Genomic DNA, 26,190 nt, shown 5'->3' on the forward strand with positions numbered 1-26,190 from the left:
CTAGGTTACTTCCACGATCCGCACGGATGGCCCCGCGTAGCCGCCGCGCCGGCGCAGGATGTGGGTGATGACGACACCAGCCATGCCGCACAGCCATACGGCGAGGACGGCGAGTGAGGCGGAGGTGAAATCGGGCATAGAGTAATTGGGGGCATCGGCAGAGTGGTCCAAGACCATGCCGAATAATTGCGCACCCAACATGCCGGAGGTAAACCCGCCCATATTACCCAAGCCGGTGGCGGTGGCGACGACGGAGCGGTCCATGTTCTCGCGGATGATGTCGAAGCCATAATTCGACGTCGGCGTGCACAGCGCCAAGATAAAGGAGACCACGGTGATGGCCGCCAGACCCCCGCCGGTGCCGAAGGCGAAGAATAGTACCCAGGTCAGCACGTGCAGGCACACAAACCCAAGCGCGACCCAGGGACGGATATTCTGCGCGCGGGAGGAAATCCGGCCGTGCAGTGGACCGACAAGAACCAAAAATACGGCCAAGAGGGTGAGCACAAGGCTGGCCTTGCCCTTGGACAGCTCCATGCCTTGGGTCATCATGGGCATGCCCCACAGCATGACAAAGACAATCAGCGGCAACATGCCGCTGTAGTGAATAAAGTATGCCTGCCAGGCGATGGGCGAGGTAAAGACCGCCTTTAAGCGGGCACCGATGCTGCTGCCCTGGGAATTGGGCGGTTCTTTTTCTAAAGGGATAACCCCGAGCTTTTCTGGGGAGTCAGCGACCGCGACGGCGGCGGCAATCGCGACGAGGATGCCCACCGCACCCAAGGTCACAAATGCCGCGGTCCATCCCGCAGTTCCTAGCAACCAGAGGAAGGGGACGGCGGAAATGAATTGGCCCATCTGGCCAATGGAGGAGGTCACCTGGGTAAACATCGGTGTGCGGTGCAGCGGGAACCAGTAGGGCAGGATGCGCATCACCGATAAGAAGCCCGTGGCATCGCCGGCGCCGATGAGCACGCGTGCGAAGATAGCTACCCCGTAATTGCTGGTAAAGCCGAGTATGACCTGGCCAACGCCCATAATGACCGCGCCCACCACGAGCAGGATGCGGGGGCCAAATTTATCGATCAGCATGCCGGTGGGGATCTGCGCGATGGCATAAACGCCCAATTGCACGGAGGTAAATACCGCGATGCGCCCGGCATCGACGTCGAAGCGCTCGATGGCATCAAGGCCGGCGACGCCGAAGGAAGACCGCCCGGTAATGGCTACGAGGTAGACCGCCATTGCCGCGATCCAAATCATTAACGCCTGGGTTGTGATAACTTCTCTGGGATTTGGCTGCGACATGGCTGATACCTTACGCGTTAACTACTAGGATTCATCTTGTGAAGTATATTTCGACCCGTGATACCACCGGCCAGCCCGCATCCTTTACGGATATCCTTTTAGGAGGGCTCGCGCCCGATGGTGGCCTTTACCTGCCTGAAACCTACCCGCAACTAGATTCCGCCACGTTGGATGCGTGGCGCGATGTGGTGAAAACCAACGGCTATGCCGCCCTTGCGGCCGAGGTCATCAAGCTGTTTATCGATGATATTCCAGACGGGGATCTGGATAAAATCGCAGCCCGGGCATATACCAGCCCGAAGTTTGCCTCCCCAGAGATCGTGCCGGTCACTGAGCTTGGCGATGCCCTCTTTATCGGCCACCTGTCCGAGGGCCCCACCGCTGCATTTAAAGATATGGCCATGCAGCTTTTGGGCGAGCTTTTTGAATACGAGCTTGCCCGCCGCGGGGAGACGCTGAATATTTTGGGCGCTACCTCCGGCGATACCGGCTCTTCCGCCGAGTACGCCATGCGCGGGCGCGACGGCATCCGCGTTTTCATGCTGACCCCGGCCGGGCGCATGACCGCCTTCCAACAGGCGCAGATGTTCGGCTTGGATGATCCGAATATCTTCAATATCGCCCTCGACGGTGTCTTTGATGATTGCCAGGACGTGGTAAAGGCCGTCTCCAGCGATGCGGAGTTTAAAGCCAACTACCGCATCGGCGCGGTCAACTCCATTAACTGGGCGCGCCTGCTAGCCCAGGTGGTTTACTATATTTCCTGCTGGATCAAGGTCACCGATACTAACGAGCAGAAGGTATCCTTTAGCGTTCCTACCGGTAACTTCGGCGATATTTGCGCCGGGCATATCACGCGCAGCATGGGTCTTCCCATCGATCGCCTCATCGTGGCGACGAATGAGAATGACGTATTGGATGAGTTCTTCCGCACGGGCAACTACCGCCCGCGTCCGGCCGCGGAAACCATGGCCACTTCATCGCCGTCTATGGATATTTCCCGGGCCTCCAACTTCGAGCGCTTCGCCTTCGATCTTTTAGGCCGCGATGCCGCCCGCGTTGCAGACCTTTTTGGAACCAAGGTCAAAGAAGGCGGGTTTAACCTTGAAGAAGAGCTCATCACGGCCGCGCGCGAAGACTACGGTTTCTTATCCGGTTCCTCCACCCACGATGACCGCCTCGCCACCATCAAGCACGTGCACGAGCGCTATGGTTACCTGGCGGATCCACACACGGCCGATGGCATCAAAGTGGCGCGTGTGGCCCAAAAAGAGGGCGTGACGACGCCCATTATCTGCCTGGAAACGGCACTGCCGGTAAAATTCAGCGAAACCATTACCGAGGCCATCGGGAGCGCGCCGCAGCCACCGGAGCGTTTCGCTGACATCCTGGACGCGGAGCGTCACGTGGCGGATCTGCCCAACGATGCCGCAGCGGTCAAGGACTTTATTACCTCGAGCATCAAGAACACGGAGGTGTAGAAACCACATGGCATTAGAAAACTTCGCCGGACCGGAGCACTATACCGAATTCGATCCGGAAAAATTCATCCGCGACTTAAAAGCACAAGCAGAGGCGGATAAGGAAGACCAGGACAAGGACTCTGCAGGTGACGCGGGTACGGATAGCCAGTAGCCTGCTGGCAGCGGCAGGGCTCTTCACGGTGGCATCGTGTAGCACCGATGCCACCCAGCAGCAGGATAGGGTGGTTGCGCAATCCACCGACACGCCACCGCCGGCGCCGCCGAATGAATTTTATGAGCCCGCGGTGGTGCCGGTACCCCCAGGCGCCGCGCTGAATTTAACCACGAGTGACCCGCAGCCGGGCGAGTACTTTAACTTCCAGTCCTGCACCGCAGCGTGGTCTTTCGCGCTTGCCGATGGCCGCACCATCGCCGTGACAGCCTCCCATTGCGGCAAACCTGGCGATAAGGTCTGGGCCGGAACCCAAGAGGGCGATTTCGCCTACCCAGCCGATCCAGTAGGCGAGGTGATCTATTCGGACTTCTTTGCCGAGGAGACCAATCACTTAGACGTTGCCTTCATCGAGCTGTACCGCGATGCGCAGTACTTCACCCCAGGCGAGGTAGCCACCACCGTAGCCACGCAGCTGAACAAGTTGCCGGATGCGGTATGCAAGCTGGGCAGTTCTACCATCGTGACCTGCGGGAACGTGAAAAACGCGGTGGATTCCACACAACTGAATTACCAGGGCCTAGAACACGATTCCAACGCCGCCCTGGCGGAGATGTGCAGCGCGGTCGGGGATTCCGGCGGGCCCGTTTACGGCGATGTGGATGGCCGGCAGACCATCGTGGGGCTGGTCTCTGGAATCACCGAGCCTTTGGACGAGGGGCATAGCTGCGAAGACACGCAACAAAACATCGACGTGGCCTTTACCACCGCACCGGATATCCAGGAATTGGCGCTGAAGGTCCTCGGCCCCGTGGCATAGGATCAGGCACAATTGGCTACGCTAGGTGGTATGCCAACGCCTGATTATATTGTGAAGCTGCGCGAATCCATCGGCCACGATCAGATCTTCGTCCCCGCGTGCAGCGCCATCATTCTCCGCGATGTACCAACCGGTGCGGCCCTGTGGGAGGTGCCGTCCGTACTGCTAGTCAAGCGTGCCGATAATGCCGTGTGGACCCCGGTCGAAGGTATCTGTGAGCCGGGCGAGGAGATCACGACCACCGCCTTGCGTGAGGTCAAGGAAGAGGTAGGCCTCGATGCCAAGGTGGAAGCACTCCTCGGTGTTGGCCAATCCGGTCCGGTGACCTATCCCAATGGCGATGAATGCATGTTCATGAGCACCGCGCTGCGCCTATCTGTCGCCGACGGCGCCGAGCCCGTCATCAGCGATGAAGAAAATACCGAAGTGCAGTGGTTCTCGGTGGCCCACCTCCCGGATAGCGTGTCGCGGCGCCATCGCCTGATGATCGCGGATGCCGTGGCGCACCTCAAGCACCCGCAAGGCTTTTCTCCCCGCATGGGCTGGATGAAGCGCAGCGAGCAGCCCGGGCTCTAGCGCGTTTCCTCCGCGCCTATGAGCAGTCGCTTTAACTCCTGCGCGCTGTTCGCTACGACCAGCTCTTGGGCGATGCACTCCCTGGCCTCTTCCACGTCTTCGTCGTAACCGCAGCAAATGACCGTGGCATCGATAGTCATCAGCAGCTTGCTGCGGCGCGCCAGCTCAAAAAATAGCTCGCTATCGTCTGGCCCCCATTCCCAGGCGGTGCCATAGAAATCCTGGGCGCCATCGCCAAGCCAGGAGGTTTCAAGCGCTAGGCTTGCTCGGAATAAAAAGACCCCGTCGCGCCGCAAGCCGGCGAGCACCTCCCGCACCCCGGCAAGGTCCGCAGCATCCCAGGCGATGAAGGTAATAGGCGAAGAGCTCATGGCCCGATGATAGACGAGGGAAGACATCACCTAGTGAGTCAGTTCTTTGCGTGTGCGGCCCTCCCAGAGCCAGCCTAAGAAGCGCGCTGAGCACAGGCACCAGTGAGCGATAAGCAGCAGGGGAATGCTCAGCGCGACAACATCAAGCCATTCTGAACCATTGACCAATGCGGTCTGGTGCCCGCCCATGCTCACGGTGCCAGGCGGGAAGGTACACGCCCACCACGCAGGGGAATAGGGAACCCAGCGGGCTGCTTGCGGATAAAAGGTCACCATCGCATACAGCGATAACGGGATGGCGATGGCGAGCGCGATAAGCCCGTAGTACACGGAGACACTGCCGGGGTAGAGGATCTGCATTGCGGTAGTAGATTGCCCAACCACGCCTAGCGGCACCCACGCGGTGGCGGATTTTCCACCGCTAAAATCCACCGTGCCGTGCCACGCCGCCCAGTAGACGTAGACAAATACCGGGACTGCCGTCAGCAAAGACATGACGAAGAGTGCGGTTCCCATGATGTGGTAAATCTGCCCGTAATCGCGGGCGAGCCACCCGGCTACCGATGCCGAAATCATTGGCCCAACCAAGGGGAGACCCCAGGTAAAGCGCGGCTGTCCATCGAAGCGGGTGAGCTGAATGCCCCACGTGATAACGGTGACGGGGCCGCCGATCCAAAAGCCTATGAGGCGGAATACTCCAATGTCCGTCAACCCGGATAGTGCCGCACCAAGCGCGAGGACGCCGATGAAAAACATGGACCATTCCGCCATGGTGGTCCGCTCAAATCGAGGACTGCGGTAGCGGGCGTAACCGGCAGTCAGCACGACGAAGATGGCGCACGCAAGTGCTGCAAATACTCCAGCGGCAACGAGCATGTCTTCTTCGACCAACATGCGCGAGACGATGGAGGTGCCCATGAGGCTGCCGGCCCATGCAGGCCCAGGAGGGGGAAGTTGGCGGATTTTATCAGTCACTACCCAGATTCTAATTTCATCCGAAGCCGCATACTAAGACCGAGCCGCTTTTTGCCTGGTGAAAACCCTCATGCGTGCAGCAGAGAGCGTCCATCCTCAAAGTGGGCAGCGATTATGGTGAAGCTCTCGGATATACCTAGCAGTGCCACCGCAAACACAAGAAAGCAGCCACCTAAGCATTGGTTAGGTGGCTGATTGTAACGGAAGCTAGCTGAGAACTAGCAGTGACGGCTTAGCAGTCGAAGTAGAGCTCGAACTCCTGCGGGGTGGGACGCAGGCGCGCGGGGTTGATCTCGTTTTCGTACTTGTAGTTGATGTAGGTCTCGAGGAGGTCCTCGGTAAAGACATCGCCCTCGGTCAGGAAGTCCATGTCTTCCTTCAGAGCCTCTAGGGAGGCCTCCAGGGAGGTCGGTGCCTGTGGGATGGACTCGGCCTCTGCTGGCGGCAGCTCGTAGAGGTCCTTATCCACTGGGGCGTGCGGCTCGATGCGGTTCTTCACGCCATCCACACCGGCCATCATCATGGCGGCAAAGGCCAGGTATGGGTTGCTGGATGGGTCCGGAGCGCGGAACTCGATGCGCTTAGCCTTCGGGTTGGAACCGGTGATCGGGATGCGGATCGCAGCCGAACGGTTGCGCTGGGAGTACACCAGGTTGATCGGTGCCTCGAAGCCAGGAACCAAGCGGTGGTAGGAGTTCAGCGTTGGGTTGGTAAAGGCGAGCACGGCGCCTGCGTGGTGGAGGATGCCGCCGATGAAGTAGCGGGCGATATCGGAAAGCCCGGCGTAGCCAGCCTCATCGTGGAAGAGGGGCTCGCCGTCCTTCCACAGGGACATGTGGGCGTGCATGCCGGAACCATTATCGCCGGCCAGCGGCTTAGGCATGAAGGTCGCGGTCTTGCCCCACTCCTGGGCGGTGCGTTTGACCACGTACTTGAAGGTCTGGATGTCATCGCCGGCGTGCAGCAGCGAGTTGAAGCGGTAGTTGATCTCGTTTTGGGCCGCGCCCACCTCGTGGTGGAAACGCTCGATCTCAAATCCGACCTCTTGCAGGTTGGCCACGATGTCATCGCGGACCTCGCTGTGCTTGTCGTACGGCGGGGTGGGGAAGTAGCCGCCCTTTACACGGGTCTTGTAACCGGTATTGGGGGTGCCGTCCAGGTTGGTCTCGTTATCGCGGTTCCACCAGCCTTCATCGGAGTCCACCTCATAGAAACCGTGCTGCATATCGGTGCCATAGCGCACGGAATCGAAGAGGTAGAACTCGGCCTCGGCGCCGAAGTTACAGGTATCGGCGATGCCCGTGGACTGCAAGTATTCCTCGGCCTTGCGGGCGATATTGCGCGAGTCACGGGTAAAGGGCTCAAAGGTAAAGGGATCGTGGACGAAGAACTTGATATTCAGGGTCTTCGCCGAACGGAAAGGATCGATATGCGCGGTGGCCGGATCCGGCAGCAGCGTCATATCGGATTCCTCAATGGTGGTAAACCCACGAATGGAAGAACCATCAAAGGCCAAGCCATTTTCGGCATCTTCTTCAGTAAATTCGCTGGCAGGGATGGAAAAGTGGTGCTCGGTGCCGGGGACGTCCGTAAAGCGGACATCCACGAACTTTACGTCCTCATCCTGAATATATTGGACGATGTCCTGCACTGTCTCGAAAGACAAGATTGCCTCCTGATTGTTGGCCGATGAATTATCTGCCTATAGCCTACTAGTTTTATCCACCCGGCATGGCCATTAGCCTCGTTTCACTTCTGGGTGAGGGGCAACTAAATTGGTGAGCATGGCAGACAAGCGCACGTGGCTCGATGGGCCCAATATTCCGGGCGAATATGACGATGCAGGAACCCCCGGACGGTGGCCCGGTGAAAACCTGGGCCTGCCGGAATCCGGGCCCGGCTCCATGGCGTCCGTCGGCCGCCGCGCAGGCGCCGTGGCCATTGACTGGATCATTTGCATGCTCTTGGCCAACGTCATCCACATGGTCACCACGCAGCTTGGCGGCGTGTCCTTTTTGGGCTATGCGCTCTGGGCATTAATGGGCATCGTATGTGGCTGGCTATTTGCACGCACCCCAGGCATGCTCATCCTCGGTATGGGCGTGGCTCGCCTGGACGTGCCGGGCGCGCAGGTGGGGCTCTGGCGCGCGGCAGTGCGCACGCTGTTGACCGGCGTCATCTTCCCAGCCGCCATGGTGGATGCGGACGGGCGCGGCATGCACGACCGGGCGACGGGCACCATCGTTATCAACTCTTAGCGGCGCGCGGGGATAAGTCCCGCGCACCGTATAGCCACGAAAACCACGACAGTCCCTGCAACCTTTCCCAATCGAGTGGTTGCAGGGACTGTTTGTGTTGTGAAACAAGGCGAGAGCTGAAAGCCCGGCCAAGGCGTGTGGCTAAAGCAGTGTTTAGCCCTTGCCCTTGCGCTGTTGCGCGCGGCGCATGCGGCGGTTCATGCCGGACATGTTCTGCGCCTGCTGCGGCATTGGGCCCTTGGGCATGCCCGGCATCGTCCCAGGCATGGAGTCCATGGCCTCAATGCGGCGGATATTGTCGTAGGTGGCGTTCTTATTGTAGTTGCGCGGCAGCTTCATGAGGTGGTTGCGCAGCTTGGATACCGGCACCTCGTCCTCGCCGGTGCCGACGTAGACTTCATAGACCGGCACGCCGCCGGCAATCTTGTCCACGCGCTTTTTCAGCTGGTTAAGGGTGGGGCGAAGGCGGTTCTTATTGCCCTCGCACACGAAGATGACGCCCGCATTGCCGATGACCCGGTGGATAAGGTCCTGCTGGCGGGTGGCGGCGATGCCAGACTTTACGGACCACACGATGCCGACGGTATTGCGCAGCTGCTGCTCCAAGGCCCAACCGGCGGCGCCGGGCTGGTCTTCGACGCGCTTGTACATATCGCGTTCCAAGCGGCGGGTAAACAGGAACATCGCCAAAAGCGCGCCCAAACCCAAGCCGATAATCAGCATGAACCACTGGCCATTAAAGAGCGTGCCAATGAGGAAGAATAATAGGCCGACGCCGAGGAAGGCGGCCAGCATGATAGGGATGAGCGCCTTATCCTGCTTGCGCTGCAAATTGAATGCCTGCCACAACTGTGACCAGGTTTGCTTACGCTTTTGGCGCTTGGCCGCGCGTTCTTGCTTCTTGGCAGCTTTCAGGGCTGCTTTGTCATCTTTCGCCATGGTTCCTACTTTAAAGGTCAGGTGGCATAAATGTTAAACGGCCCCCGCAGATGGCGAGGGCCGAGTAAGAATATTCCGGGCTTTAGCGCACGGTTGCCGCGACCGAATTGGCATTGGCCGGAGTCTTGGCCATGCGGGTGGTCACCGGGGTTTCCTTGGAAGGACCGTACTTATCCAGCAGGGTGGATGCCTCTTGGGCGGTAGCGCCCTGGGACGTTTCCTTCAGGTGCTGGAGGTTTTCCGGCAATTCCAGGCCGCGCTTTTCCATGGCCTGCACGTACAGGCGGCCGGCGCGGTAGGAGGAGCGAACCAGCGGACCGGACATGACGCCGCCGAAGCCCAGCTCCTTGGCCAGCTTGGAGTGGGCCACGAATTCCTCCGGGCGCACCCAGCGCTCGATGGGGTGGAAGCGCGGGCCGGGGCGCAAGTACTGGGTGATGGTGATGATGTCACAGCCAGCCTCGCGCAGGTCGCGCAATGCTTCCTCAACTTCGTCCTCGGTCTCGCCCATGCCCAAAATCAGGTTGGACTTGGTAATAAGGCCGTAGTCGTGGGCCTGGCGGATGACATCGAGGGAGCGCTCGTAGCGGAAGGCCGGGCGGATGCGCTTGAAGATGCGCGGCACGGTCTCCAGGTTGTGCGCGAAGACCTCCGGTTGTGCTTCAAAGACCTCTTCGAGCAGGTCCGGCTTGCCAGAGAAATCCGGGGTGAGGTTCTCCACGCCGGTGTGTGGGTTGAGCTCGTGGATCTTGCGCACGATCTCCGCATACAGCCACGCGCCCTCATCCGGGAGGTCATCGCGGGTCACACCGGTAATGGTGGTGTAGTTGAGGTCCATTTCCTGGATGTTTTCGGCCACGCGGCGCGGCTCGTCGCGGTCGAGCGGCTCCGGCTTGCCGGTAGCGATATCGCAGAAGTCGCAGCGGCGGGTGCACTTATCGCCGCCGATGAGGAAGGTTGCCTCGCGGGATTCCCAGCATTCGTGGATATTCGGACAACCGGCTTCTTGGCAGACGGTGTGCAGGGAAGCGCCGGCCACGCGGGACTTCATGTCCTCATAGCCCGGTCCGGTGCGTACCTGGTTGCGGATCCACCGCGGCTTTTGTTCGATGGGCGACTCCGCATTTTTCTTCTCAATGCGGAGCATCTTGCGTCCTTCAGGCTTTACAGTCACAAATACTCACTTTATCGATCAAAGATGGTGATGGCTAATAGCTCTTCTAGCTTCAAGGCGCGCGGGCGTACAACTATTCCACGCTAGCCCCAAACTAGGGCCACGGGGCTTAAGCCTGCGCTTGCCGACGTCGCTCCCGCGCCTTCTCATTCGCAATCTTCGTGGGATCGGGCGCGGAACCGAAACTGTGATCGGCGACGATGAGGCGGCCCGAGAGGGCATCATCAAGCGCCCGCAAAAGCGGCTTAGCGGCTTCCTCCATCGTGACCTCGCGGCCGAGTTCTAGCGACAGCGTGGTGATATCTGCATCATCGATGCCACAGGCCACGATGTGATCGTAGTACTCCAGCGTATTGCTGCAGTTGAGCGCTAGGCCGTGCATGGTCACCCCGCGGGTAATGCGGATCCCCAGCGCCGCAATCTTGCGATCGCGTTGCGAGGCGGAAGGATCCTTGGCCTGGGCGGTAGAGGGAACCCACACCCCAGAGCGGCCGTCGATGCGGCCTGCGGTAGTCACGCCCAGCTCGCGCACCGCCTGGATGGTGGCCTCCTCGAGGCGGCGGACATAATCGACAACATCGACAGGCTCCGCCAGCTTGATGATTGGGTAGAGCACCAACTGCCCTTCCCCGTGCCAGGTGATGCGCCCGCCGCGGTCCACGGTGATAACCGGCAAACCGTTATCCGGCATATCCTCAGGCTGCGTGCGCTTGCCCGCGGTGTAGATATTGGGGTGTTCGACCACTAAGACCACATCGTCCTGCGTGCCCTGCGCGCGCGCAGCCGCCACCTCCGCCTGGTAATCCCATGCCTCTTGGTAATCCATGCGGCCCAAGTGGCGTATTTCAAGAGGATTGTCCGAGGCGCGAATGGAGCGTTCAGCGGGAAAGAAAGGATCGCGTGGTGCAGTCATAATCTCTAGTGTCGTCTTCTTTGGCAGGGAAAAGCAAAGCGAGGAAAAGCAAAGCGGGAGAATGCCATGGCATCCTCCCGCCTATTGTTCTGTTCGAGTGGGTCGAACGAACCGCCTTTTAGTCCAGGCCGTTCGCGGAGGCGTACTCGTCAGCCTCCATGAGCTCGCCTGCTTCATCTACCTCGACCTCAAAGAGCCAGCCTTCACCGAAGGGATCGTTGTTGATGACGGCGTAGTCATCGTGCACGGCATCGTTGACGGCCTTCACGGTGCCGGTGACCGGGGAGAACAGGTCAGATACGGACTTGGTGGATTCGACCTCGCCACAGGAATCACCGGCGGTGACGGTATCGCCAACCTCTGGCAGTTCTGCGAAGACGACCTCGCCCAGGCGGTCTGCGGCCACGGAGGTGATACCGATGCGAACGGTCTTGCCTTCTACGGCGTCCTTGGTGGCGTTAACCCATTCGTGGTCTTCGGAGTAGGAAAAGTCTTGGGGCAGGTTAGACATGATATGGAGTCCTTTCGGGCTGAATATTTAGGGTGTGCGGGTGGCTTACTTATCGCGCTTGTAGAACGGCAACGCGGTTACCTCAAAAGGATAACGCTTGCCGCGGATTTCTACCTCGACTGCGGTGCCCGGTTCGAGCTCCGCGCTGGTATCGAGCAGCGCAATGGCCACCGGGTGGCCGAGCGTGGGGGAGGGCTGACCAGAGGTGACGGTGCCGACCTTGGTGTCATTGAGGAAGACCTCGGCGCCGGCGCGCGCGGCGCGGCGCTGATCCGAGGTGAGCCCGGAGATAACGACCTGCGGGCCTTCCTCGGCGCGCTTGCGGATGACCTCAGCGCCGACGAAGTCCGCTTCCTTTTTGGCAAAGGCGCGCGACATGCCAGCCTCTACCGGGGTGATATCGCGGGAGAGCTCGTTGCCGTAGAGCGGCATGCCGGCCTCCAAGCGCAGGGAATCGCGCGCGGCCAGGCCGCACGGCTTGATGTCATATTCCGCGCCCGCCTTGAGCAATTCTTCCCACAGCTGCGGGGCATCGGAGTTGTAGACGATGAGCTCGAAGCCATCCTCACCGGTATAACCGGTGCGCGCGATGATGGCGAAGGTGCGCGCCACCTTGCCCATCGTGGCGGCGTAGTAGCCCAGCTCGTAGACGGCCTCTTGCTTATTGTCCTCTACCAGCGGGACGAGGATCTCTGCGGCCTTGGGGCCCTGCACGGCGATCATGGCAACATCGCGGGACTCGTTCTTGAGCTCAACGTCAAAACCCTCGGCGCGCTTATTGAGCTCGTCCCAGACGATATCGGCATTGCCGGCATTGGGCACAACGAGGAACTTTTCTTCCTCGAAGCGATAGGAAATCAGGTCATCGATGATGCCGCCGTCTTCAGCGGTGATCATGGAGTACTTGGCCTTGCCCACCTTCAGCGAATCCAGGTTCGAGATGAAGGAGTAGGACAAGAACTTGCCGGCATCGGGCCCATTGACCCAGATTTCTCCCATGTGGGAGAGATCAAACAGGCCGGCGCTGGTGCGAACGGCGCGGTGTTCTTCCAGTTCGCTGTTGTACTTCAGCGGCATATTCCACGGCCCAAACGCCGTGAAGGTAGCGCCGAGTTCCTCGTGCTTGGCATTGAGCGGGGAGGTTAGAAGTTCGGACATTGTTACTCCTCGGAATTGTCGATCTCGAATGCTTCTGGCGGCGGGCAGCTGCACACCAGGTTACGGTCGCCGTAGGCCTCATCGAGGCGGCGAACCGGTGGGAAATACTTGTAGCTATGCAGTAGGGATTTGACCGGCCACGCGGCCTTGTCGCGGCCGAAGGAGTACTCCCAGTTATCGGTAGCCACCGACTCAGCCGTAAACGGTGCGTGGTGGATAACGGAGTCCTCGTAGGCCACCTCACCGTCGATGATCTCCTGGATTTCGGTGCGGATGGTGCGCATGGCTTCGATGAAGCGATCCAGCTCGCCCTTGTCTTCAGACTCGGTGGGCTCAATCATCAAGGTGCCGGCCACAGGGAAGGCCAGGGTGGGGGCGTGGAAGCCGAAGTCGATGAGGCGCTTGGCCACATCGGCGGCGGTGACCCCGGAGGCATCGGTAAGCTCGCGCAAATCGATGATGCACTCGTGCGCCACCAAGCCCTCGTTGCCGGTGTAGAGGACGGGGAAGTACTCGTTGAGCGAGGCTGCCAGGTAGTTAGCGCCCAATACGGCGTGGCCGGATGCGGCGGCAAGGCCCTCGGCGCCAGTCATGGCCAGGTAGGCCCACGAGATGGGCAGGACGCCGGCGGAGCCGTACTTGCTACCGGTAATGGGAACGCCCTGGCCCACCGGGGTTTCCGCGGTGGCGTCAAGCTCAGGGGACGCAGCATCGCTGGGCAGGAATGGAATGAGGTGTTCTGCCACCGCCACCGGGCCCACGCCCGGGCCGCCGCCACCGTGGGGAATGGTGAAAGTCTTGTGCAGGTTGAGGTGGGAGACATCGCCGCCGAAATCGCCCGGGCGAGCCCAGCCGGTCAGCGCGTTCATGTTGGCGCCATCGATGTAGACCTGGCCGCCGACCGCGTGCACCTTATCGCAGACATCGCGCACCTCGGGGTCGAAGACGCCGTGGGTGGAGGGGTAGGTGACCATGATGCCGGCGATGTGGTTGCCGTGCTTTTCGATCTTTTCTTCCAGGTCCGCGACGTCAATGGAGCCGTCCTCGGCGGTCTTGACTACGGCGACGCGCAGGTTTGCGAGGGTCGCAGAGGCAGCGTTGGTGCCGTGCGCGGAGGCCGGGATGAGCACGACATCGCGCTCATTATCGCCATTGGCCACGTGGTAGCGGCGGATGGCCAGCAAGCCCGCCAACTCGCCCTGGGAGCCGGCATTGGGCTGGATGGAGACCTTGGCATAGCCGGTAAGCTCGGCGAGCCAGCCTTCGATCTCTTCTACCAGCGCGCGCCAGCCTGTGGTGGTTTCTTCCGGGGCATATGGGTGGATGCCGGCGAATTCTGGCCAGGAGATGGGCTCCATGGCCGCGGTGGGGTTGAGCTTCATGGTGCACGAACCCAGCGGAATCATGGAGCGGTCCAGCGCCAAGTCCTTATCCGCGAGCTTGCGCAGGTAGCGCAGCATCTGGGTCTCGGAGTGGATGGAGTGGAAAATCTCGTGCTCCAGCGGCTCCTCGGCGCGCTGCAGATTCTCCGGTAGGTCAAAGTTCGCTTCCGCCGGGCTGGCACCGAAGGCCTCTGCCAAGTGCGCGACATCGCGCTCAGTAGCGGATTCACCGAAGGATACGGATACCTTGTCCGTGCCAATCGCGCGCACCAAGTAGCCCGCATCCTGCAGGTCGGCCTTGATCTTCTGCGCATCGACACCGGCGACGGTGACGGTATCGAAGAAGTCCCGTGCCGTAATCTCCAGTCCGGCATCCACGATGGACTGAGCGAAGGAGGAGGCCAAGCCGTGCACGCGCTCGGCGATGTCCTTTAGGCCCTTCGGCCCGTGGTAGACGGCGTACATCGAGGCCACATTGGCCAAAAGGGCCTGAGCGGTACAGATATTGGAGGTCGCGCGCTCGCGGCGGATGTGCTGCTCGCGGGTCTGCAGCGCCAAGCGGTAGGCCGGGCGGCCATCTGCATCCTTGGAGACGCCGACGATGCGGCCCGGCATCTGGCGCTTGAGCTTATCCGTTACCGCCATGTAGGCAGCGTGCGGGCCGCCGAAGAAGAGGGGAACGCCAAAGCGCTGGGACGAGCCCAAGACGATATCGGCACCCAAGTTTCCGGGGCCTTCCAGAAGCAGCAGGGACAGTGGGTCAGTGACCACGGAGGCCAACGCGCCGCGGGTGTGCAGCTCTTCAATCAGGGCAGAAGGATCGAAAATTTCGCCTTCGGTGCCGGTGTAGGCGATGACGGCACCGATGAGGTCTTCACCCACCAAGCCCTCGCGCACGTCCACGATCTCTACCTCGAGGTCAATGGCGCGGGCGCGCTCAGCGGCGACGGTGAGCACCTGCGGGTGGAGGCGGGAGTCCAGCACGACGCGGCGGCCCTTCTTTACCGCGCGCGACATCAGACCGACGGCCTCGGCGGTGGCGGAAGCCTCATCCAACAGGGAAGCATTCGCGATGGGCAGCCCTGTCAAAGACTCGATCATGGTCTGGAAGTTGAGCAAGGCCTCCAGGCGGCCCTGGGAAATCTCGGGCTGGTACGGGGTGTACGCGGTATACCAGCCGGCATCCTCAAGCAGGCCGCGACGGATGACGGCCGGGGTCAGGGTGTCTGAGTAGCCCTGGCCGTAGAAGGGCTTCAGCACCGTGTTTTGATTGGCGAACTCCCGCAAAGCGGCCTGTGCCCCGTCTTCAGAGAGCGCTTCTGGCAGGTGGGGAAGTTCCTTAGCGCGGATCTTGGGTGGAATGGCGGCATCGACAAGCGCTTGCACGCTGTCGTAGCCCACCGTCCCGAGCATGGCGGACTGCTCGGCAGAATCCGGCCCTAGGTGGCGGGAGATGTAATCCATCTGTGAGGTCTCCTTCATCGGGTGCAATGGTCTTAACCGCCCCTAAGTATATGTTTAATAACCGGTAAAAACAGCGCCCTTGACAAACTTTTATGCAGTAACTCACCGATGAAAATGTGTTGTAGCCCGCTTACCTCCCACTTAGTGAAATATGTCCTGTAGTGCCGGGATAAAACTCCTCTGATATTTGTGCCGGAAGTTCTCCCGCTACACCCCCGCGGAGTACCCCAGGCATGACAAAACCTCCCGTCCCCTTCGCGTTGAAGGAGCGGGAGGTATGCCAGTTAGCTAGCTGATTTTAGATATCGAGGTCAGCCTCGAAGTCTGCAGTCTCCAGGCGGTCCTTGATGGTGGTGATGAAGCGACCAGCGTCTGCACCATCGATGACCTGGTGGTCGTAGGTGAATGGCAGGAAGCACATCTGGCGGATGGCGATGGCGTCCTGGCCGTTCTCGTTGACCACGACGGCGCGCTTCTGGATAGCCGCGGTACCCAGGATTCCGGCCTGTGGCGGAACCAGGATCGGGGTATCGAGCAGGGCGCCCTCGGAACCGATATTGGTCACGGTGAAGGTCGCACCGGTCAGGTCATTCGGCTTCAGCTTGTTATTGCGGGCCTTATCAGCCAGCTCTGCAATCTGCTGCGCGATTTCCGGCAAGGACAGGTCCTGTGCCTTGTGGATGACCGGGGTGAGCAGACCCTTCGGGGTGTCTACGGCAATGGCGACGTTGACATCCTCGTGGTAGGTCATCTCCTTGGTCTCTGGGTCATAGGAGGCGTTCACGTTCGGGTGGGAAACCAGAGCCTCCGTGGTGGCCTTCACAATGAACGGCAGGAAGGACAGGTTGGCGCCGTACTTATCAATGAACGCCTGCTTGCTCTTCTTGCGCATATCCCAGATAGGAGTCATGTCGACTTCCTGCACGTGGGTAAGCTGTGCGGAAATCTGCAGCGCTTCCACCATCTTGGTAGCAGTGATTTCGCGGATACGGTTGACCTTCTTGGTGGTGCCGATAAGCTCCTGCTTTTCCGGATCCACAGACTTGGTGGACCAGCGAGCGCGTGGGGAGTCAGCAGACTTCTTATCGTCGCCTGCCGATGCCTTCGCATCGCCCTCACCAGCTGCGGCCAGGACGTCCTGCTTGCGGATGCGTCCGCCTACACCGGTGCCCTCAATGGAGTTGAGGTCCACGCCGTGCTTATCAGCCAGCTTGCGCACCAACGGGGTGACGTATGGAACGTTATCGCCGTTGTTGACCTTGGCGGAGGTGTTCAGGGAAGAATCCTGCTTCGGCTCTTCCTTCTTCTCCTCCTTGGCAGGCTCGGACTTGTCTTCCTTCTTGTCCTCGGACTTGGTTTCTTCCTTGTCTTCGGACTTGTCGTCGTCGGAGTCGGAGTCGTCAGAGTCGTCGGAGGATGGTGCGGCGTTTTCGTCGCCGACGCGGGCGATTGCTTCGCCGACCTCGATGGTTTCGTCTTCTTCTGCGAGGATTTCTACCAGGGTGCCGGCAACGGGGGAAGGAATTTCGGTGTCTACCTTGTCGGTGGAGACCTCGAGTAGTGGTTCGTCTACCTCGACGGTGTCGCCGACGGACTTGAGCCACTGGGTAATGGTGCCCTCGGTGACGGATTCGCCGAGTTCTGGCATTTCCACATCGGTGGTCTCGCCGGAGGACTTGGCGGAGGAATCAGACTTGGACTCTTCCTTCTTGTCCTCGGACTTGGTTTCTTCCTTGTCTTCGGACTTGTCGTCGTCGGAGTCGGAGTCGTCAGAGTCGTCGGAGGATGGTGCGGCGTTTTCGTCGCCGACGCGGGCGATTGCTTCGCCGACCTCGATGGTTTCGTCTTCTTCTGCGAGGATTTCTACCAGGGTGCCGGCAACGGGGGAAGGAATTTCGGTGTCGACCTTGTCGGTGGAGACCTCGAGTAGTGGTTCGTCTACCTCGACGGTGTCGCCGACGGACTTGAGCCACTGGGTAATGGTGCCCTCGGTGACGGATTCGCCGAGTTCTGGCATTTCCACATCGGTGGTCTCGCCGGAGGACTTGGCGGAGGAATCAGACTTGGACTCTTCCTTCTTGTCCTCGGACTTGGTTTCTTCCTTGTCTTCGGACTTGTCGTCGTCGGAGTCGGAGTCGTCAGAGTCGTCGGAGGATGGTGCGGCGTTTTCGTCGCCGACGCGGGCGATTGCTTCGCCGACCTCGATGGTTTCGTCTTCTTCTGCGAGGATTTCTACCAGGGTGCCGGCAACCGGGGAAGGAATTTCGGTGTCGACCTTGTCGGTGGAGACCTCGAGTAGTGGTTCGTCTACCTCGACGGTGTCGCCGACGGACTTGAGCCACTGGGTAATGGTGCCCTCGGTGACGGATTCGCCGAGTTCTGGCATTTCGACATCGGTGGTCTCACCGGAAGCCTTGGAGCTGGAGCCGGACTTCTTCTCGTCCTTGTCTTCCTTTTCCTCGGACGTGGATTCTTCCTTGTCCTCAGACTTGTCACCGTCGGAGTCATCAGAGTCATCGGACGAGGAGCCAGCCTCGTCTTCATCACCGATGAGCGCGATGACCTCGCCGACCTCGATGGTGTCGTCTTCTTCGGCCTTGATTTCTAGGATGGTGCCTGCAACGGGGGAGGGGATTTCGGTGTCGACCTTGTCGGTGGAGACCTCGAGCAAAGGTTCGTCCACCTCGACGGTGTCGCCGACGGACTTAAGCCACTGGGTAATGGTGCCTTCGGTTACGGACTCGCCCAGCTCGGGCATCTCAACGGAGTTCGCCATGAGTTTTAAGACTCCTCGAAAAGTTGGAAGTATTCTATCGCTACCGCACAATCTTACAGCGTGATGCCCGTCATCGTGCAGTAGTGGGGTTAGTAATACCCTCCATGCGGGTAAACTAGTGGGTTATGTTCAACCTCTTCCGCCGCAATAAGTCCCGATCGCCACTGCGACCGCCCCGCGGTCCGGGAGAAACTATCCGCCCAGAAGATGAACAAGAGCTCAAAATGTGGGCCGCCGATAAGGCATTTATTGAGGCATTTATCGAGCCAGAGACCGTGGTCAATGAAATGTCCGTGGTCGTTGTGGATGAAAAGGGTGAGTTTATTCGCCGGCGCATCGGCGGGCCGAAGGGGATTGACGCGGTAGGAAAACTGTTGCAATGCGACGTTTTTGATGTCGAAGAAACCGGGTACCCCCAACGCATGCGCGAGCGCATGGAACGCCAACGCATCTTGCGTAAAAGGGAAGAACAGCGCCTTCGCCGCGCCCGCTTTGAGCGCGGCGAAAACCCTGATTCGGGGCAGGACTTAAGTTAATCGGCCTAGACGATGGTGGCGCCGGACTTTTCTAACTTCGCCAAGGCTGCATCCCCGCGGTCCGGATCAACGGGAGAGCAATACTCGCTTAAGACGCGGACGGAAAAACCTTCCTTTAAAGCATCCGCAGCGGTTGCCTGCACGCAGTGATCCGTGGCGATGCCTACGATATCTACTGCGTCGATATCGTGCTCGCGCAGCCACTCCGCCAGCAATACGCCGTGTGCTGCGCCCTCAAAGCCGGAGTACGCGGCGGTGTATTCGCCCTTACGAAAATATGCTTGCGCAGGCCCGATGGCCTCGTGCATCTGAGCCCCATAGGAATCGGCGACGCAGTGCACCGGCCAGGAATCGACAAAATCCGGGTCCTCCGCAAAGTGGGAACCCGGATCGATGTGCCAGTCCTGCGTGGCAACGACGGTGTCGTACTCGGTCTGCAAAGAAGAGATCTTCTCTGCAACCTCGTTGCCGCGATCGGTGCCAAGCGCGCCGCCTGGGCAAAAATCGTGTTGGACATCAACGATGATTAAAGCAGTGTTCATAACTCCGCTATTTTATGCCCAGTCGGCGGCGAGGGGTATTACTTTGATTCAGCAATCTCGCGTAGGGCAGCGATGACGGTGCGGGTGGGAACGCCCGTACCCATCTTTGGCGTATAGCCATAAGCGCCGGTGGTATTGAAGGAAGGCCCGGCAACATCGATATGTGCCCATTCGATGCCCTCGCCCACGAACTGCTTCAAGTAAGTGCCGGCGTATTCCATGCCGCCCTCGCGCTTGGCGTTGATATTGCGGATATCGGCGCTGGCGGATTTCACGGATTCATCGTGCTCTTCCAATAGCGGCATGGCCCAGGCATTTTCGCCGACCTCGCGGCCGATGCCCGCCATGCGGTCGCGGAAGTCTTCCGAACCCATGACGCCGGCGGTGCGCTCGCCTAGGGCGACCATCTGGGCGCCGGTCAGCGTGGCGGTTTCGATGAGGAAGTCGGGGTTATCCTCGCTGGCGCGTGCGATGGCATCGGCAAGCACCAACCGGCCTTCTGCATCGGTATTGAGAACCTCAGAGGTAATGCCGCCGTAGTGGGTGATGACATCGCCCGGGCGGGTGGCGTTATCGCCCGGCATGTTTTCTGCCAGCGGCAGGGTAGCGGTGATCTTCACCGGCAGGTTGAGCTTGGCCGCAGCGATGATGGAGGCGGCCATGGCGGCGGAACCGCCCATATCGGAAATCATGTCCCACATGCCAGAACCCGGCTTCAAGGAAATGCCGCCGGTATCGAATGTGATGCCTTTGCCCACGAGCGCCACGTGCTTCTTCGCCTTCTTTGGGTTCCAGCTCAGGCGGACTAAGCGCGGCGGGCGAGCGGAACCGCGGCCAACGGCGGTAATGCCGCCAAAGCCCTGCTTTTGCAGCGCCTTTTCATCCAGGATTTCTACCTCGAGGCCAACTTCTTTAGCCTGGGCGGAGAGGAAGTCTGCATAAGACTCCGGGTACAGCAGGTTGGACGGGGTATTGACCAGGTCGCGGGCAATCACGACGGACTCCGCGGTGATCTTGGCCGCCTCGAATTCCTCGCGCGCGGACTTTTCTGCCACCACGGTAAAGGCAGCTGGCTGCTCGGAATCCTTGCCAGACTTAGAGCGCAGCCCCTTGAACTTGTAACCGCCTAAGGTAAGGCCCTCTACTGTGGGTGCGATGCCAAAATCGCCCAAGGAGGTGGCCACCTCTTCCACCTTGGAAATAGAGCGTGCGGCGCTGCCGGCGGCGCGGCGCAAGGTTTCTGCATCGAGGTCTTCGGCATCGCCAAGACCGACGGCGATGATGGAATCGACCTCGGCCTTCTTAGGCGCTGGGATGCGGGTGACCTCGTTGGCCTTGCCGGTTGCTCCCACGGCGATAAGGGACTCGTATGCTTCGCGCAGCGCGGCCGGCTTGAGTAGCGAGGTGCCCGGAAGTTCAATGCCCTCCTCGCCCTTAAATGCGGCGATGAGTAGGGCCTGCGCGTTCTTCGGGGCCTTCTTTTCTAGCTTAAGTTCCGGAAATTCCCCACGTGCGGGTCCAGTGTGCTGAGACATAAAGTCCTCCTTTTTAATTGGTGCTAATGAAACTTCTGCCCATGATACCGCGCTAGAGTGAACATATTCCTACCCGGCTATAGATAAAAGGAGTAGATTGTGGGCATGCTTGATTACACGATCACCCGTACGAATCAACCAACGGCGACAGCAGATTTAGATAAGATCCTGGCCAATCCCGGCTTTGGCCAGCACTTTACGGACCACATGGTCACTATTGATTGGTCCACGGACAAGGGCTGGCACGACGCGCAGGTCCGCCCCTACGGCCCGCTGACGATGGATCCAGCGAGCAACGTCTTCCACTACGGCCAGGCCGTCTTCGAGGGCATTAAGGCCTACCGCCAGCCCGATGACTCCATCGTTACCTTCCGTCCTGATCAAAACGCGCAACGCTTTATTAATTCGGCGCAGCGCTTGGCGATGCCCGAGCTACCGCAAGAAGAGTTCATCGAGGCGCTGCGCCAGCTGGTGGACATCGATAAGAGCTGGGTTCCAGAGGCAGGCGGGGAAGCATCGCTCTACCTGCGCCCCTTTATGATTTCGACCGAGGTATCGCTGGGCGTGCACCCGGCCAATGCGTATCGCTTCATCCTCTTGGCCTCGCCCGCCGGTGCGTATTTCAGCGGCGGCATTAAGCCGGTTTCGGTGTGGCTGTCTACGGATTATGTCCGCTCCGCGCCGGGCGGAACCGGTGCCGCGAAATTCGCCGGCAATTACGCCGGTTCCTTGTTAGCGCAAGCACAAGCCGAAGAAAAGGGCTGCGATCAAGTGGTCTGGCTGGATGCCATCGAACGCCGGTATATCGAGGAAATGGGTGGGATGAACCTCATGTTCGTCTACGGCACCGGCGACGACGCCGAGATCGTCACCCCGGCGCTGTCCGGCTCCCTTTTGCCCGGCATTACCCGCCAGTCCCTGCTGCAGGTCGCCGAAGACATGGGGTACAAGGTAACCGAGCGGCGCATCACTGCCGAAGAATGGCAGCGCGATGTGGAATCGGGTGAGATGACCGAGGCCTTTGCCTGCGGTACCGCCGCCGTCATCACGCCGGTGGGACGCGTGCTTGGTGAGGACACCGATTTCAGCGTCAATAATAATGAGGCCGGCGAAGTTTCCATGGCCTTGCGCGAGCGCCTAACCGGCATCCAGCGCGGCGCCGTGGAGGATGCCCACGGCTGGTTGCACACTTTGGTCTAGCGCACCGAAGTGTAACGCGGTGCGAGGCGGACCTGCGCCGCGCAGTTAGGCCTCTGGCTGCGTCGCGTCCGCGGTGATTTCCACGCCGAGCAAGACTAGGGGTAGGGCGGCCAGGGCGCCGAGCGCCGGCACCGGTTCCATCTGCAGATCCAGCAGGGGATCCAGCCGCAGCTTCTTTAAGGCCAGCCGGTGAGCCGGCTGCGGCGAGATATTGGTAGCTAGAAGCCAGTCATGGATCCGCGTGTCTGCAGCGGCGCATGCGGCGGCGGTGGCGGTCAAGGGGGCATCGACAAGCAGGGGCGTGCGACGCCTAGCCGCCTGGGACATAAATCCCACCAGCGCGGCCAATACGGGGGAGTCGCAGGCGTTGATGAGCTCCCGCCCAGTCAGGCCGCGCATTCGAAACATGGCATCGCGAATGGCCGCAACCTCGGCCTTCCAGTCCTCGACGCTCGGCTGCTTGCCGACGACCACCACCGGCTCCTCCTGCGCCATCACCCCCATGGCGGCCGCGGCAACCTGCGTGGTGTCGATGCCGCCCGGAATGAGCAGATCCGCACCGCCATCGATTTCCGCATCCGCCGCCTGCACGCCTAAGTCATAGGCCGTGGAGCAATCCGTCACCGTGACAAAAATAATGCTGGCCCCAACCCGCCGCGCCGCGGTCTCCGTGGCCTGGGGGATCCCTTCACCGTCCTCGGCGAAAATTACGGCCCGCACCCGCTTTGGCTCGGAAGCGGGGGATCGATCTTGGCAGGCGGCGAGCCACTGTGCGGCATCGCTTAGCCGGCCATAGGGATAAAGCTGCGGGGAATCAGCCATGAGCGTGCTTCCTTAAACGTCGGCACCGCGCTCGACGCGCGGGCGAGGAATACGCCACTTGCGGGGCTGGCTGGCGCGGGAAAATGCGTAGAAGCCCAGGCCGAAGCCGGTGGCGGTGGTGCCGGGGAACTTCTTGCGAACCGCATTATTAGCACGGCGGCCCAGCCAGATGCCGTCGATGGCGAAGATGAGGATGACCACCATGGCAATCGCATTGATGAGGCCGGCGATGCTGGGGGCGGCATAGGTCACAAAGACCACGACGATAAGGGCAAGCGCCATCGGCATGACCCATTCCGAAAGCGTGCGGCGGGCATCGATCCAATCGCGCACGTAGGCGCGCTCTTCGCCCTGATCGCGGGCAGGGAGGAAACGTGGATCGCCTTCGGCCATGCGCTCCTGGCTTTCGCGATTGCGCTGGTTGCGCTCCTTGCGCTCCTGCTTTTTATATTCTTTCCACTCGTCCTTGCTCATGGACTTTTTGAGTTCCTTGCGGCGCTTATAGCGCTGCGCATCGGATACCCCATGTGGATCGCGCTTCACGCCGCGCGCGATTTCTTGTTCCTGGCGCTTTGGCGTGGGACGACCCTTCGGCGGGGTATACCCCTTGCGGTGGGTTTCTTCCTGAACTTCTTCCTGCACGGGAGCGGGTTCAGGGGAGGTCTTGTCATCTTTTTGCCACGGAAGTTTCACGCTGATCAGACTACAAGGTTTCGACCCCAAGAGGGGAATAGGCCCGCCCACGGCGTTGTTATTACTATGGGCTACCTTTTCCCTCCTTGTAGATGCGGGTAGGGTAGTGGCTACGCAACCAAGACACATTTGAGGAGAAGTGATGACCGCTCCAGTTTCCGAAACCGGCGTCATTCTGACCGAGGCCGCAGCCGCAAAGGCAAAGGGCCTGCTTGATCAGGAAGGCCGCGACGATCTCTCCCTGCGCATCGCAGTACAGCCCGGCGGCTGCGCTGGCCTGCGCTACCAGCTCTACTTCGATGACCGCAGCCTTGATGGCGACAAGGTCGACGAGGTGGGTGGCATCAAGCTCGTCGTGGACAAGATGTCCGTGCCGTACCTTACCGGCGCCAAGATCGACTTTGCTGACACCATCGAGTCCCAGGGATTTACCATCGATAACCCGAATGCCACCGGCTCCTGCGCGTGTGGCGATTCCTTCAACTAAACAGAAGGAAAAAGAAAGAGGGTGAGTGCTTCTGGGCACTCACCCTCTTTTTATATCTTTAAAGCTCGGCGTGGAGCTTTACCCAGTGCGGCTTAAAGCTTGACCGGGTACTCGCGCTGCTCGATCTGCGGGTCGATGCGCTTTTCCACAAAGATGCCGTGCCAGATCATAAAGGACAGCACGGTCCACAGGCGGCGGGAGTGATCGGAGACGCCATCGCGGTGCTCCTTGAGCATCTCCAGAACTTCCTTCTTGTTGAAGATGTCCTCCGTCTGGGAATCGTTGATGGTGTCCTGTGCCCAGCCGTAGAGCTCGTCGCCGGCCAGCCAGTGGCGCATGGGAACCGGAAAGCCCAGCTTCTTGCGGTTGAGGACGTGGGCGGGAACGATCTGTTCCATGGCCTTGCGCAGGGCATACTTGGTGGTGCCGTGGGAAATCTTTAAATCGTGCGGGATGGATTCTGCGACCTTAAATACTTCCTTATCCAGGAATGGCACGCGCAGCTCCAAGGAGTTGGCCATGTTGATCTTATCGGCCTTGACCAAAATGTCACCGCGCATCCAGGTAAACAGATCAAGGTGCTGCATGCGGGCTACCGGGTCAAAGTCTTCCGACTGCGCATAGATGGGCGCGGTGACCTCGCGGTGATCCCATTCGCGCTTGGCCCATGGGATAACGCGCTGCATCTGCTCAAAGTTAAAGGACCGCGCATTGCCGTAGTAGCGCTCCTCCATAGTCATGGAGCCGCGGTTAAGTAGGGACTTGCCCTTCATGCCATCCGGCAGTACGCGGGAGAGCTTGCCCAGTCCCTGGCGCAGGGGAGAAGGGATCTTCTCAAATGGCGCGAGGGACAGCGGTTCCTTATAGATGGTGTAGCCGCCGAAGAGCTCGTCGGCGCCCTCACCGGACAAGACCACCTTGACGTGCTTGCGGGCCTCTTGGGCCACGAAGTACAGCGGCACGAGGGAAGGATCAGCCACCGGGTTATCCAGGTACCACATGATCTTAGGAATCGACTCGGCGTATTCTTCCGGCGAGACGATCTTGACGATGTGCTCCACGCCGATGGCTGCCGCCGATTCCGCGGCCACGTCCACCTCGGAATAACCTTCGCGCTCGAACCCAGTGGTAAACGTCAGCAGATCCGGGTTATGGCGCTTGGCCAGGGTAGCGATGGCGGTGGAGTCGATGCCGCCAGACAGGAAGGAACCCACGGTGACATCGGCACGCATGTGCTTAGCGACGGAATCCTCCAGCGCTTCTGCAATGCGGTCAAAGAGCTGTTGTTCTTCGCCTTCTGGAACCTGCTGGACTGGGAAACGTGGCTTGAAGTATCGCTCGGATACGACCTCCTCACCCGGCTTCAAGGTCACCGTGCAGCCGGATTCCACGCGGCGAATATTGGCGTGCAAAGATTCCGGTTCCGGCACGTATTGCAAATCCACGTAGTGTTCGATGGCGCGGCGGTCAAGGTTGAGTTCTAGACCAATGTCCTCGGCCATGTCCAGGATGCACTTCATCTCGGAGGCAAAGACCGTGCCGGCGTCCGTAGTGGCATAGTAAAGCGGCTTGATGCCAAACTGGTCGCGCGCGGCAAACATGGTCTTGGTCTTGGTATCCCAAATGACGATGCCAAACATGCCGCGGAGGTGCTCGACGACATCCTTGCCCCAGTGGTGGTAGCCCACCGCAATGGGTTCGCCATCGCCTTCCGTATAGAAGGTATAGCCCAAGGCCTTGAGTTCTTCGCGGAGCTCAACGTAGTTGTAGATCTCGCCGTTAAAGGTAAGGGCATACCGCTCTGGTTCATCCTCAGGACCCCAGCGCAGGGGCTGGTGAGAATGTTCCAGGTCGATAATGGACAGGCGGTTAAAGCCGAAGGCGGCGTCGCCATCATGCCAAGTACCGGCTGCGTCCGGTCCGCGGTGGTGCATGCAAGGAAGCGACCGCTCCAGCGCGTCGACATATTTGTCCACGTCACCGGTGGCCGCGAGCATGCCAAGAAGTCCGCACATGTAAAGATAGCTCCTTTTAATTAAGCGACTAGTGCTCGTTGTTCTACTTTACGGTGCGTGGGGGAGAAACCAGAAAGCGCCACGGCTTGGAAGAAGCTGC

The 26,190-nt window shown here is 60.1% G+C and carries 24 protein-coding genes; 8 read left to right on the top strand and 16 right to left on the bottom strand.

The features are described from left to right. Complete coding sequence (locus ACP8KU_RS03490; RefSeq protein ID WP_278723362.1) at nucleotides 1-1,308, bottom strand: MFS transporter; 1,308 nt, start codon at nucleotides 1,306-1,308, stop codon at nucleotides 1-3. 38 nt (nucleotides 1,309-1,346) lie between these two features. Between ACP8KU_RS03490 and thrC the strand changes: the two genes are divergently transcribed. From thrC to ACP8KU_RS03510, 4 genes are read left to right on the top strand one after another with little or no spacing between them, the layout of a single operon-like run. Continuing rightward, nucleotides 1,347-2,789: a threonine synthase gene (gene thrC, locus ACP8KU_RS03495; protein ID WP_284641374.1), complete on the top strand. Its 1,443-nt coding sequence runs from the start codon at nucleotides 1,347-1,349 to the stop codon at nucleotides 2,787-2,789. Nucleotides 2,790-2,796: 7 nt separating this feature from the next. Then, nucleotides 2,797-2,943: a hypothetical protein gene (locus tag ACP8KU_RS03500; RefSeq protein ID WP_484483986.1), complete on the top strand. Its 147-nt coding sequence runs from the start codon at nucleotides 2,797-2,799 to the stop codon at nucleotides 2,941-2,943. Further along, nucleotides 2,918-3,763 carry a trypsin-like serine protease gene (locus ACP8KU_RS03505; RefSeq protein ID WP_484483987.1) on the top strand — a complete coding sequence of 282 codons (846 nt, stop codon included), beginning with the start codon at nucleotides 2,918-2,920 and terminating at the stop codon, nucleotides 3,761-3,763. Before ACP8KU_RS03500 ends, ACP8KU_RS03505 begins: the two co-directional genes overlap by 26 nt. Before the next feature lie 30 nt (nucleotides 3,764-3,793). Further along, nucleotides 3,794-4,339, top strand: coding sequence for an NUDIX hydrolase (locus tag ACP8KU_RS03510; RefSeq protein WP_484483988.1), 546 nt, complete (start codon nucleotides 3,794-3,796; stop codon nucleotides 4,337-4,339). On the opposite strand, the gene ACP8KU_RS03515 is transcribed toward ACP8KU_RS03510, so the two are convergent. The 3 genes from ACP8KU_RS03515 to glnA all read right to left on the bottom strand — a co-directional run bounded on the left by ACP8KU_RS03515 (nucleotide 4,336) and on the right by glnA (nucleotide 7,351). Beyond that, nucleotides 4,336-4,710 carry a hypothetical protein gene (locus ACP8KU_RS03515; RefSeq protein ID WP_126319450.1) on the bottom strand — a complete coding sequence of 125 codons (375 nt, stop codon included), beginning with the start codon at nucleotides 4,708-4,710 and terminating at the stop codon, nucleotides 4,336-4,338. The two genes, ACP8KU_RS03510 and ACP8KU_RS03515, sit on opposite strands and share 4 nt — an antisense overlap. Before the next feature lie 30 nt (nucleotides 4,711-4,740). Beyond that, nucleotides 4,741-5,685: a TDT family transporter gene (locus ACP8KU_RS03520; protein ID WP_284641370.1), complete on the bottom strand. Its 945-nt coding sequence runs from the start codon at nucleotides 5,683-5,685 to the stop codon at nucleotides 4,741-4,743. A gap of 232 nt (nucleotides 5,686-5,917) precedes the next feature. Next, on the bottom strand, nucleotides 5,918-7,351 hold the full coding sequence (gene glnA / locus ACP8KU_RS03525; protein WP_284641368.1) for a type I glutamate--ammonia ligase: 1,434 nt from the start codon (nucleotides 7,349-7,351) through the stop codon (nucleotides 5,918-5,920). A 118-nt stretch (nucleotides 7,352-7,469) separates the two neighbouring features. On the opposite strand from glnA, the gene ACP8KU_RS03530 reads away from it, so the two are divergent. Continuing rightward, entirely contained in the window at nucleotides 7,470-7,943 is a 474-nt protein-coding gene (locus ACP8KU_RS03530; RefSeq protein ID WP_005278294.1) for an RDD family protein, read from the top strand. A gap of 153 nt (nucleotides 7,944-8,096) precedes the next feature. On the opposite strand, the gene ACP8KU_RS03535 is transcribed toward ACP8KU_RS03530, so the two are convergent. The 7 genes from ACP8KU_RS03535 to sucB form a co-directional block, all read right to left on the bottom strand. Beyond that, nucleotides 8,097-8,882: a DUF4191 domain-containing protein gene (locus ACP8KU_RS03535; protein ID WP_005283977.1), complete on the bottom strand. Its 786-nt coding sequence runs from the start codon at nucleotides 8,880-8,882 to the stop codon at nucleotides 8,097-8,099. Between the two features lie 82 nt (nucleotides 8,883-8,964). Next, nucleotides 8,965-10,029, bottom strand: coding sequence for a lipoyl synthase (gene lipA / locus ACP8KU_RS03540; RefSeq protein ID WP_005278301.1), 1,065 nt, complete (start codon nucleotides 10,027-10,029; stop codon nucleotides 8,965-8,967). A 136-nt stretch (nucleotides 10,030-10,165) separates the two neighbouring features. Then, the gene (gene lipB / locus ACP8KU_RS03545; protein ID WP_484483989.1) at nucleotides 10,166-10,969 is read right to left on the bottom strand and encodes a lipoyl(octanoyl) transferase LipB; all 804 of its coding nucleotides are present in this window, start codon (nucleotides 10,967-10,969) and stop codon (nucleotides 10,166-10,168) included. Between the two features lie 118 nt (nucleotides 10,970-11,087). Next, the gene (gene gcvH, locus ACP8KU_RS03550; RefSeq protein WP_484483990.1) at nucleotides 11,088-11,480 is read right to left on the bottom strand and encodes a glycine cleavage system protein GcvH; all 393 of its coding nucleotides are present in this window, start codon (nucleotides 11,478-11,480) and stop codon (nucleotides 11,088-11,090) included. Nucleotides 11,481-11,525: 45 nt separating this feature from the next. Continuing rightward, nucleotides 11,526-12,638 carry a glycine cleavage system aminomethyltransferase GcvT gene (gene gcvT / locus ACP8KU_RS03555; RefSeq protein WP_284629278.1) on the bottom strand — a complete coding sequence of 371 codons (1,113 nt, stop codon included), beginning with the start codon at nucleotides 12,636-12,638 and terminating at the stop codon, nucleotides 11,526-11,528. A gap of 2 nt (nucleotides 12,639-12,640) precedes the next feature. Continuing rightward, entirely contained in the window at nucleotides 12,641-15,484 is a 2,844-nt protein-coding gene (gene gcvP, locus ACP8KU_RS03560) for an aminomethyl-transferring glycine dehydrogenase (protein WP_284641365.1), read from the bottom strand. Between the two features lie 298 nt (nucleotides 15,485-15,782). Then, nucleotides 15,783-18,260 carry a 2-oxoglutarate dehydrogenase, E2 component, dihydrolipoamide succinyltransferase gene (sucB, locus tag ACP8KU_RS03565; RefSeq protein WP_484483991.1) on the bottom strand — a complete coding sequence of 826 codons (2,478 nt, stop codon included), beginning with the start codon at nucleotides 18,258-18,260 and terminating at the stop codon, nucleotides 15,783-15,785. A 125-nt stretch (nucleotides 18,261-18,385) separates the two neighbouring features. Between sucB and ACP8KU_RS03570 the strand changes: the two genes are divergently transcribed. Next, entirely contained in the window at nucleotides 18,386-18,796 is a 411-nt protein-coding gene (locus ACP8KU_RS03570; RefSeq protein WP_005283964.1) for a hypothetical protein, read from the top strand. 5 nt (nucleotides 18,797-18,801) lie between these two features. On the opposite strand, the gene ACP8KU_RS03575 is transcribed toward ACP8KU_RS03570, so the two are convergent. Together ACP8KU_RS03575 and ACP8KU_RS03580 are read right to left on the bottom strand one after the other, a co-directional pair. Further along, entirely contained in the window at nucleotides 18,802-19,338 is a 537-nt protein-coding gene (locus ACP8KU_RS03575; protein ID WP_284610067.1) for an isochorismatase family protein, read from the bottom strand. A 38-nt stretch (nucleotides 19,339-19,376) separates the two neighbouring features. Continuing rightward, complete coding sequence (locus ACP8KU_RS03580) at nucleotides 19,377-20,873, bottom strand: leucyl aminopeptidase (RefSeq protein ID WP_284610068.1); 1,497 nt, start codon at nucleotides 20,871-20,873, stop codon at nucleotides 19,377-19,379. 105 nt (nucleotides 20,874-20,978) lie between these two features. Here ACP8KU_RS03580 and ACP8KU_RS03585 point away from each other — a divergent pair, with 105 nt between their 5' ends. Next, on the top strand, nucleotides 20,979-22,073 hold the full coding sequence (locus ACP8KU_RS03585) for a branched-chain amino acid aminotransferase (protein WP_284642622.1): 1,095 nt from the start codon (nucleotides 20,979-20,981) through the stop codon (nucleotides 22,071-22,073). A gap of 45 nt (nucleotides 22,074-22,118) precedes the next feature. Here ACP8KU_RS03585 and ACP8KU_RS03590 read toward each other — a convergent pair whose 3' ends face one another. Beyond that, the gene (locus tag ACP8KU_RS03590; protein ID WP_284610070.1) at nucleotides 22,119-22,895 is read right to left on the bottom strand and encodes a nicotinate-nucleotide--dimethylbenzimidazole phosphoribosyltransferase; all 777 of its coding nucleotides are present in this window, start codon (nucleotides 22,893-22,895) and stop codon (nucleotides 22,119-22,121) included. A 12-nt stretch (nucleotides 22,896-22,907) separates the two neighbouring features. Next, nucleotides 22,908-23,588, bottom strand: a complete 681-nt coding sequence (locus ACP8KU_RS03595) for a DUF3043 domain-containing protein (RefSeq protein WP_005278343.1) — start codon at nucleotides 23,586-23,588, stop codon at nucleotides 22,908-22,910. A 142-nt stretch (nucleotides 23,589-23,730) separates the two neighbouring features. On the opposite strand from ACP8KU_RS03595, the gene ACP8KU_RS03600 reads away from it, so the two are divergent. Next, nucleotides 23,731-24,075, top strand: a complete 345-nt coding sequence (locus ACP8KU_RS03600) for a HesB/IscA family protein (RefSeq protein WP_005283948.1) — start codon at nucleotides 23,731-23,733, stop codon at nucleotides 24,073-24,075. A gap of 92 nt (nucleotides 24,076-24,167) precedes the next feature. Here the strand turns inward: ACP8KU_RS03600 and asnB are convergent, their stop codons facing one another. Beyond that, on the bottom strand, nucleotides 24,168-26,090 hold the full coding sequence (gene asnB / locus ACP8KU_RS03605) for an asparagine synthase (glutamine-hydrolyzing) (RefSeq protein ID WP_284610071.1): 1,923 nt from the start codon (nucleotides 26,088-26,090) through the stop codon (nucleotides 24,168-24,170). Nucleotides 26,091-26,190 lie beyond the last annotated feature (100 nt).

The sequence above is a fragment of the Corynebacterium sp. LaCa_282 genome, assembly GCF_057198125.1.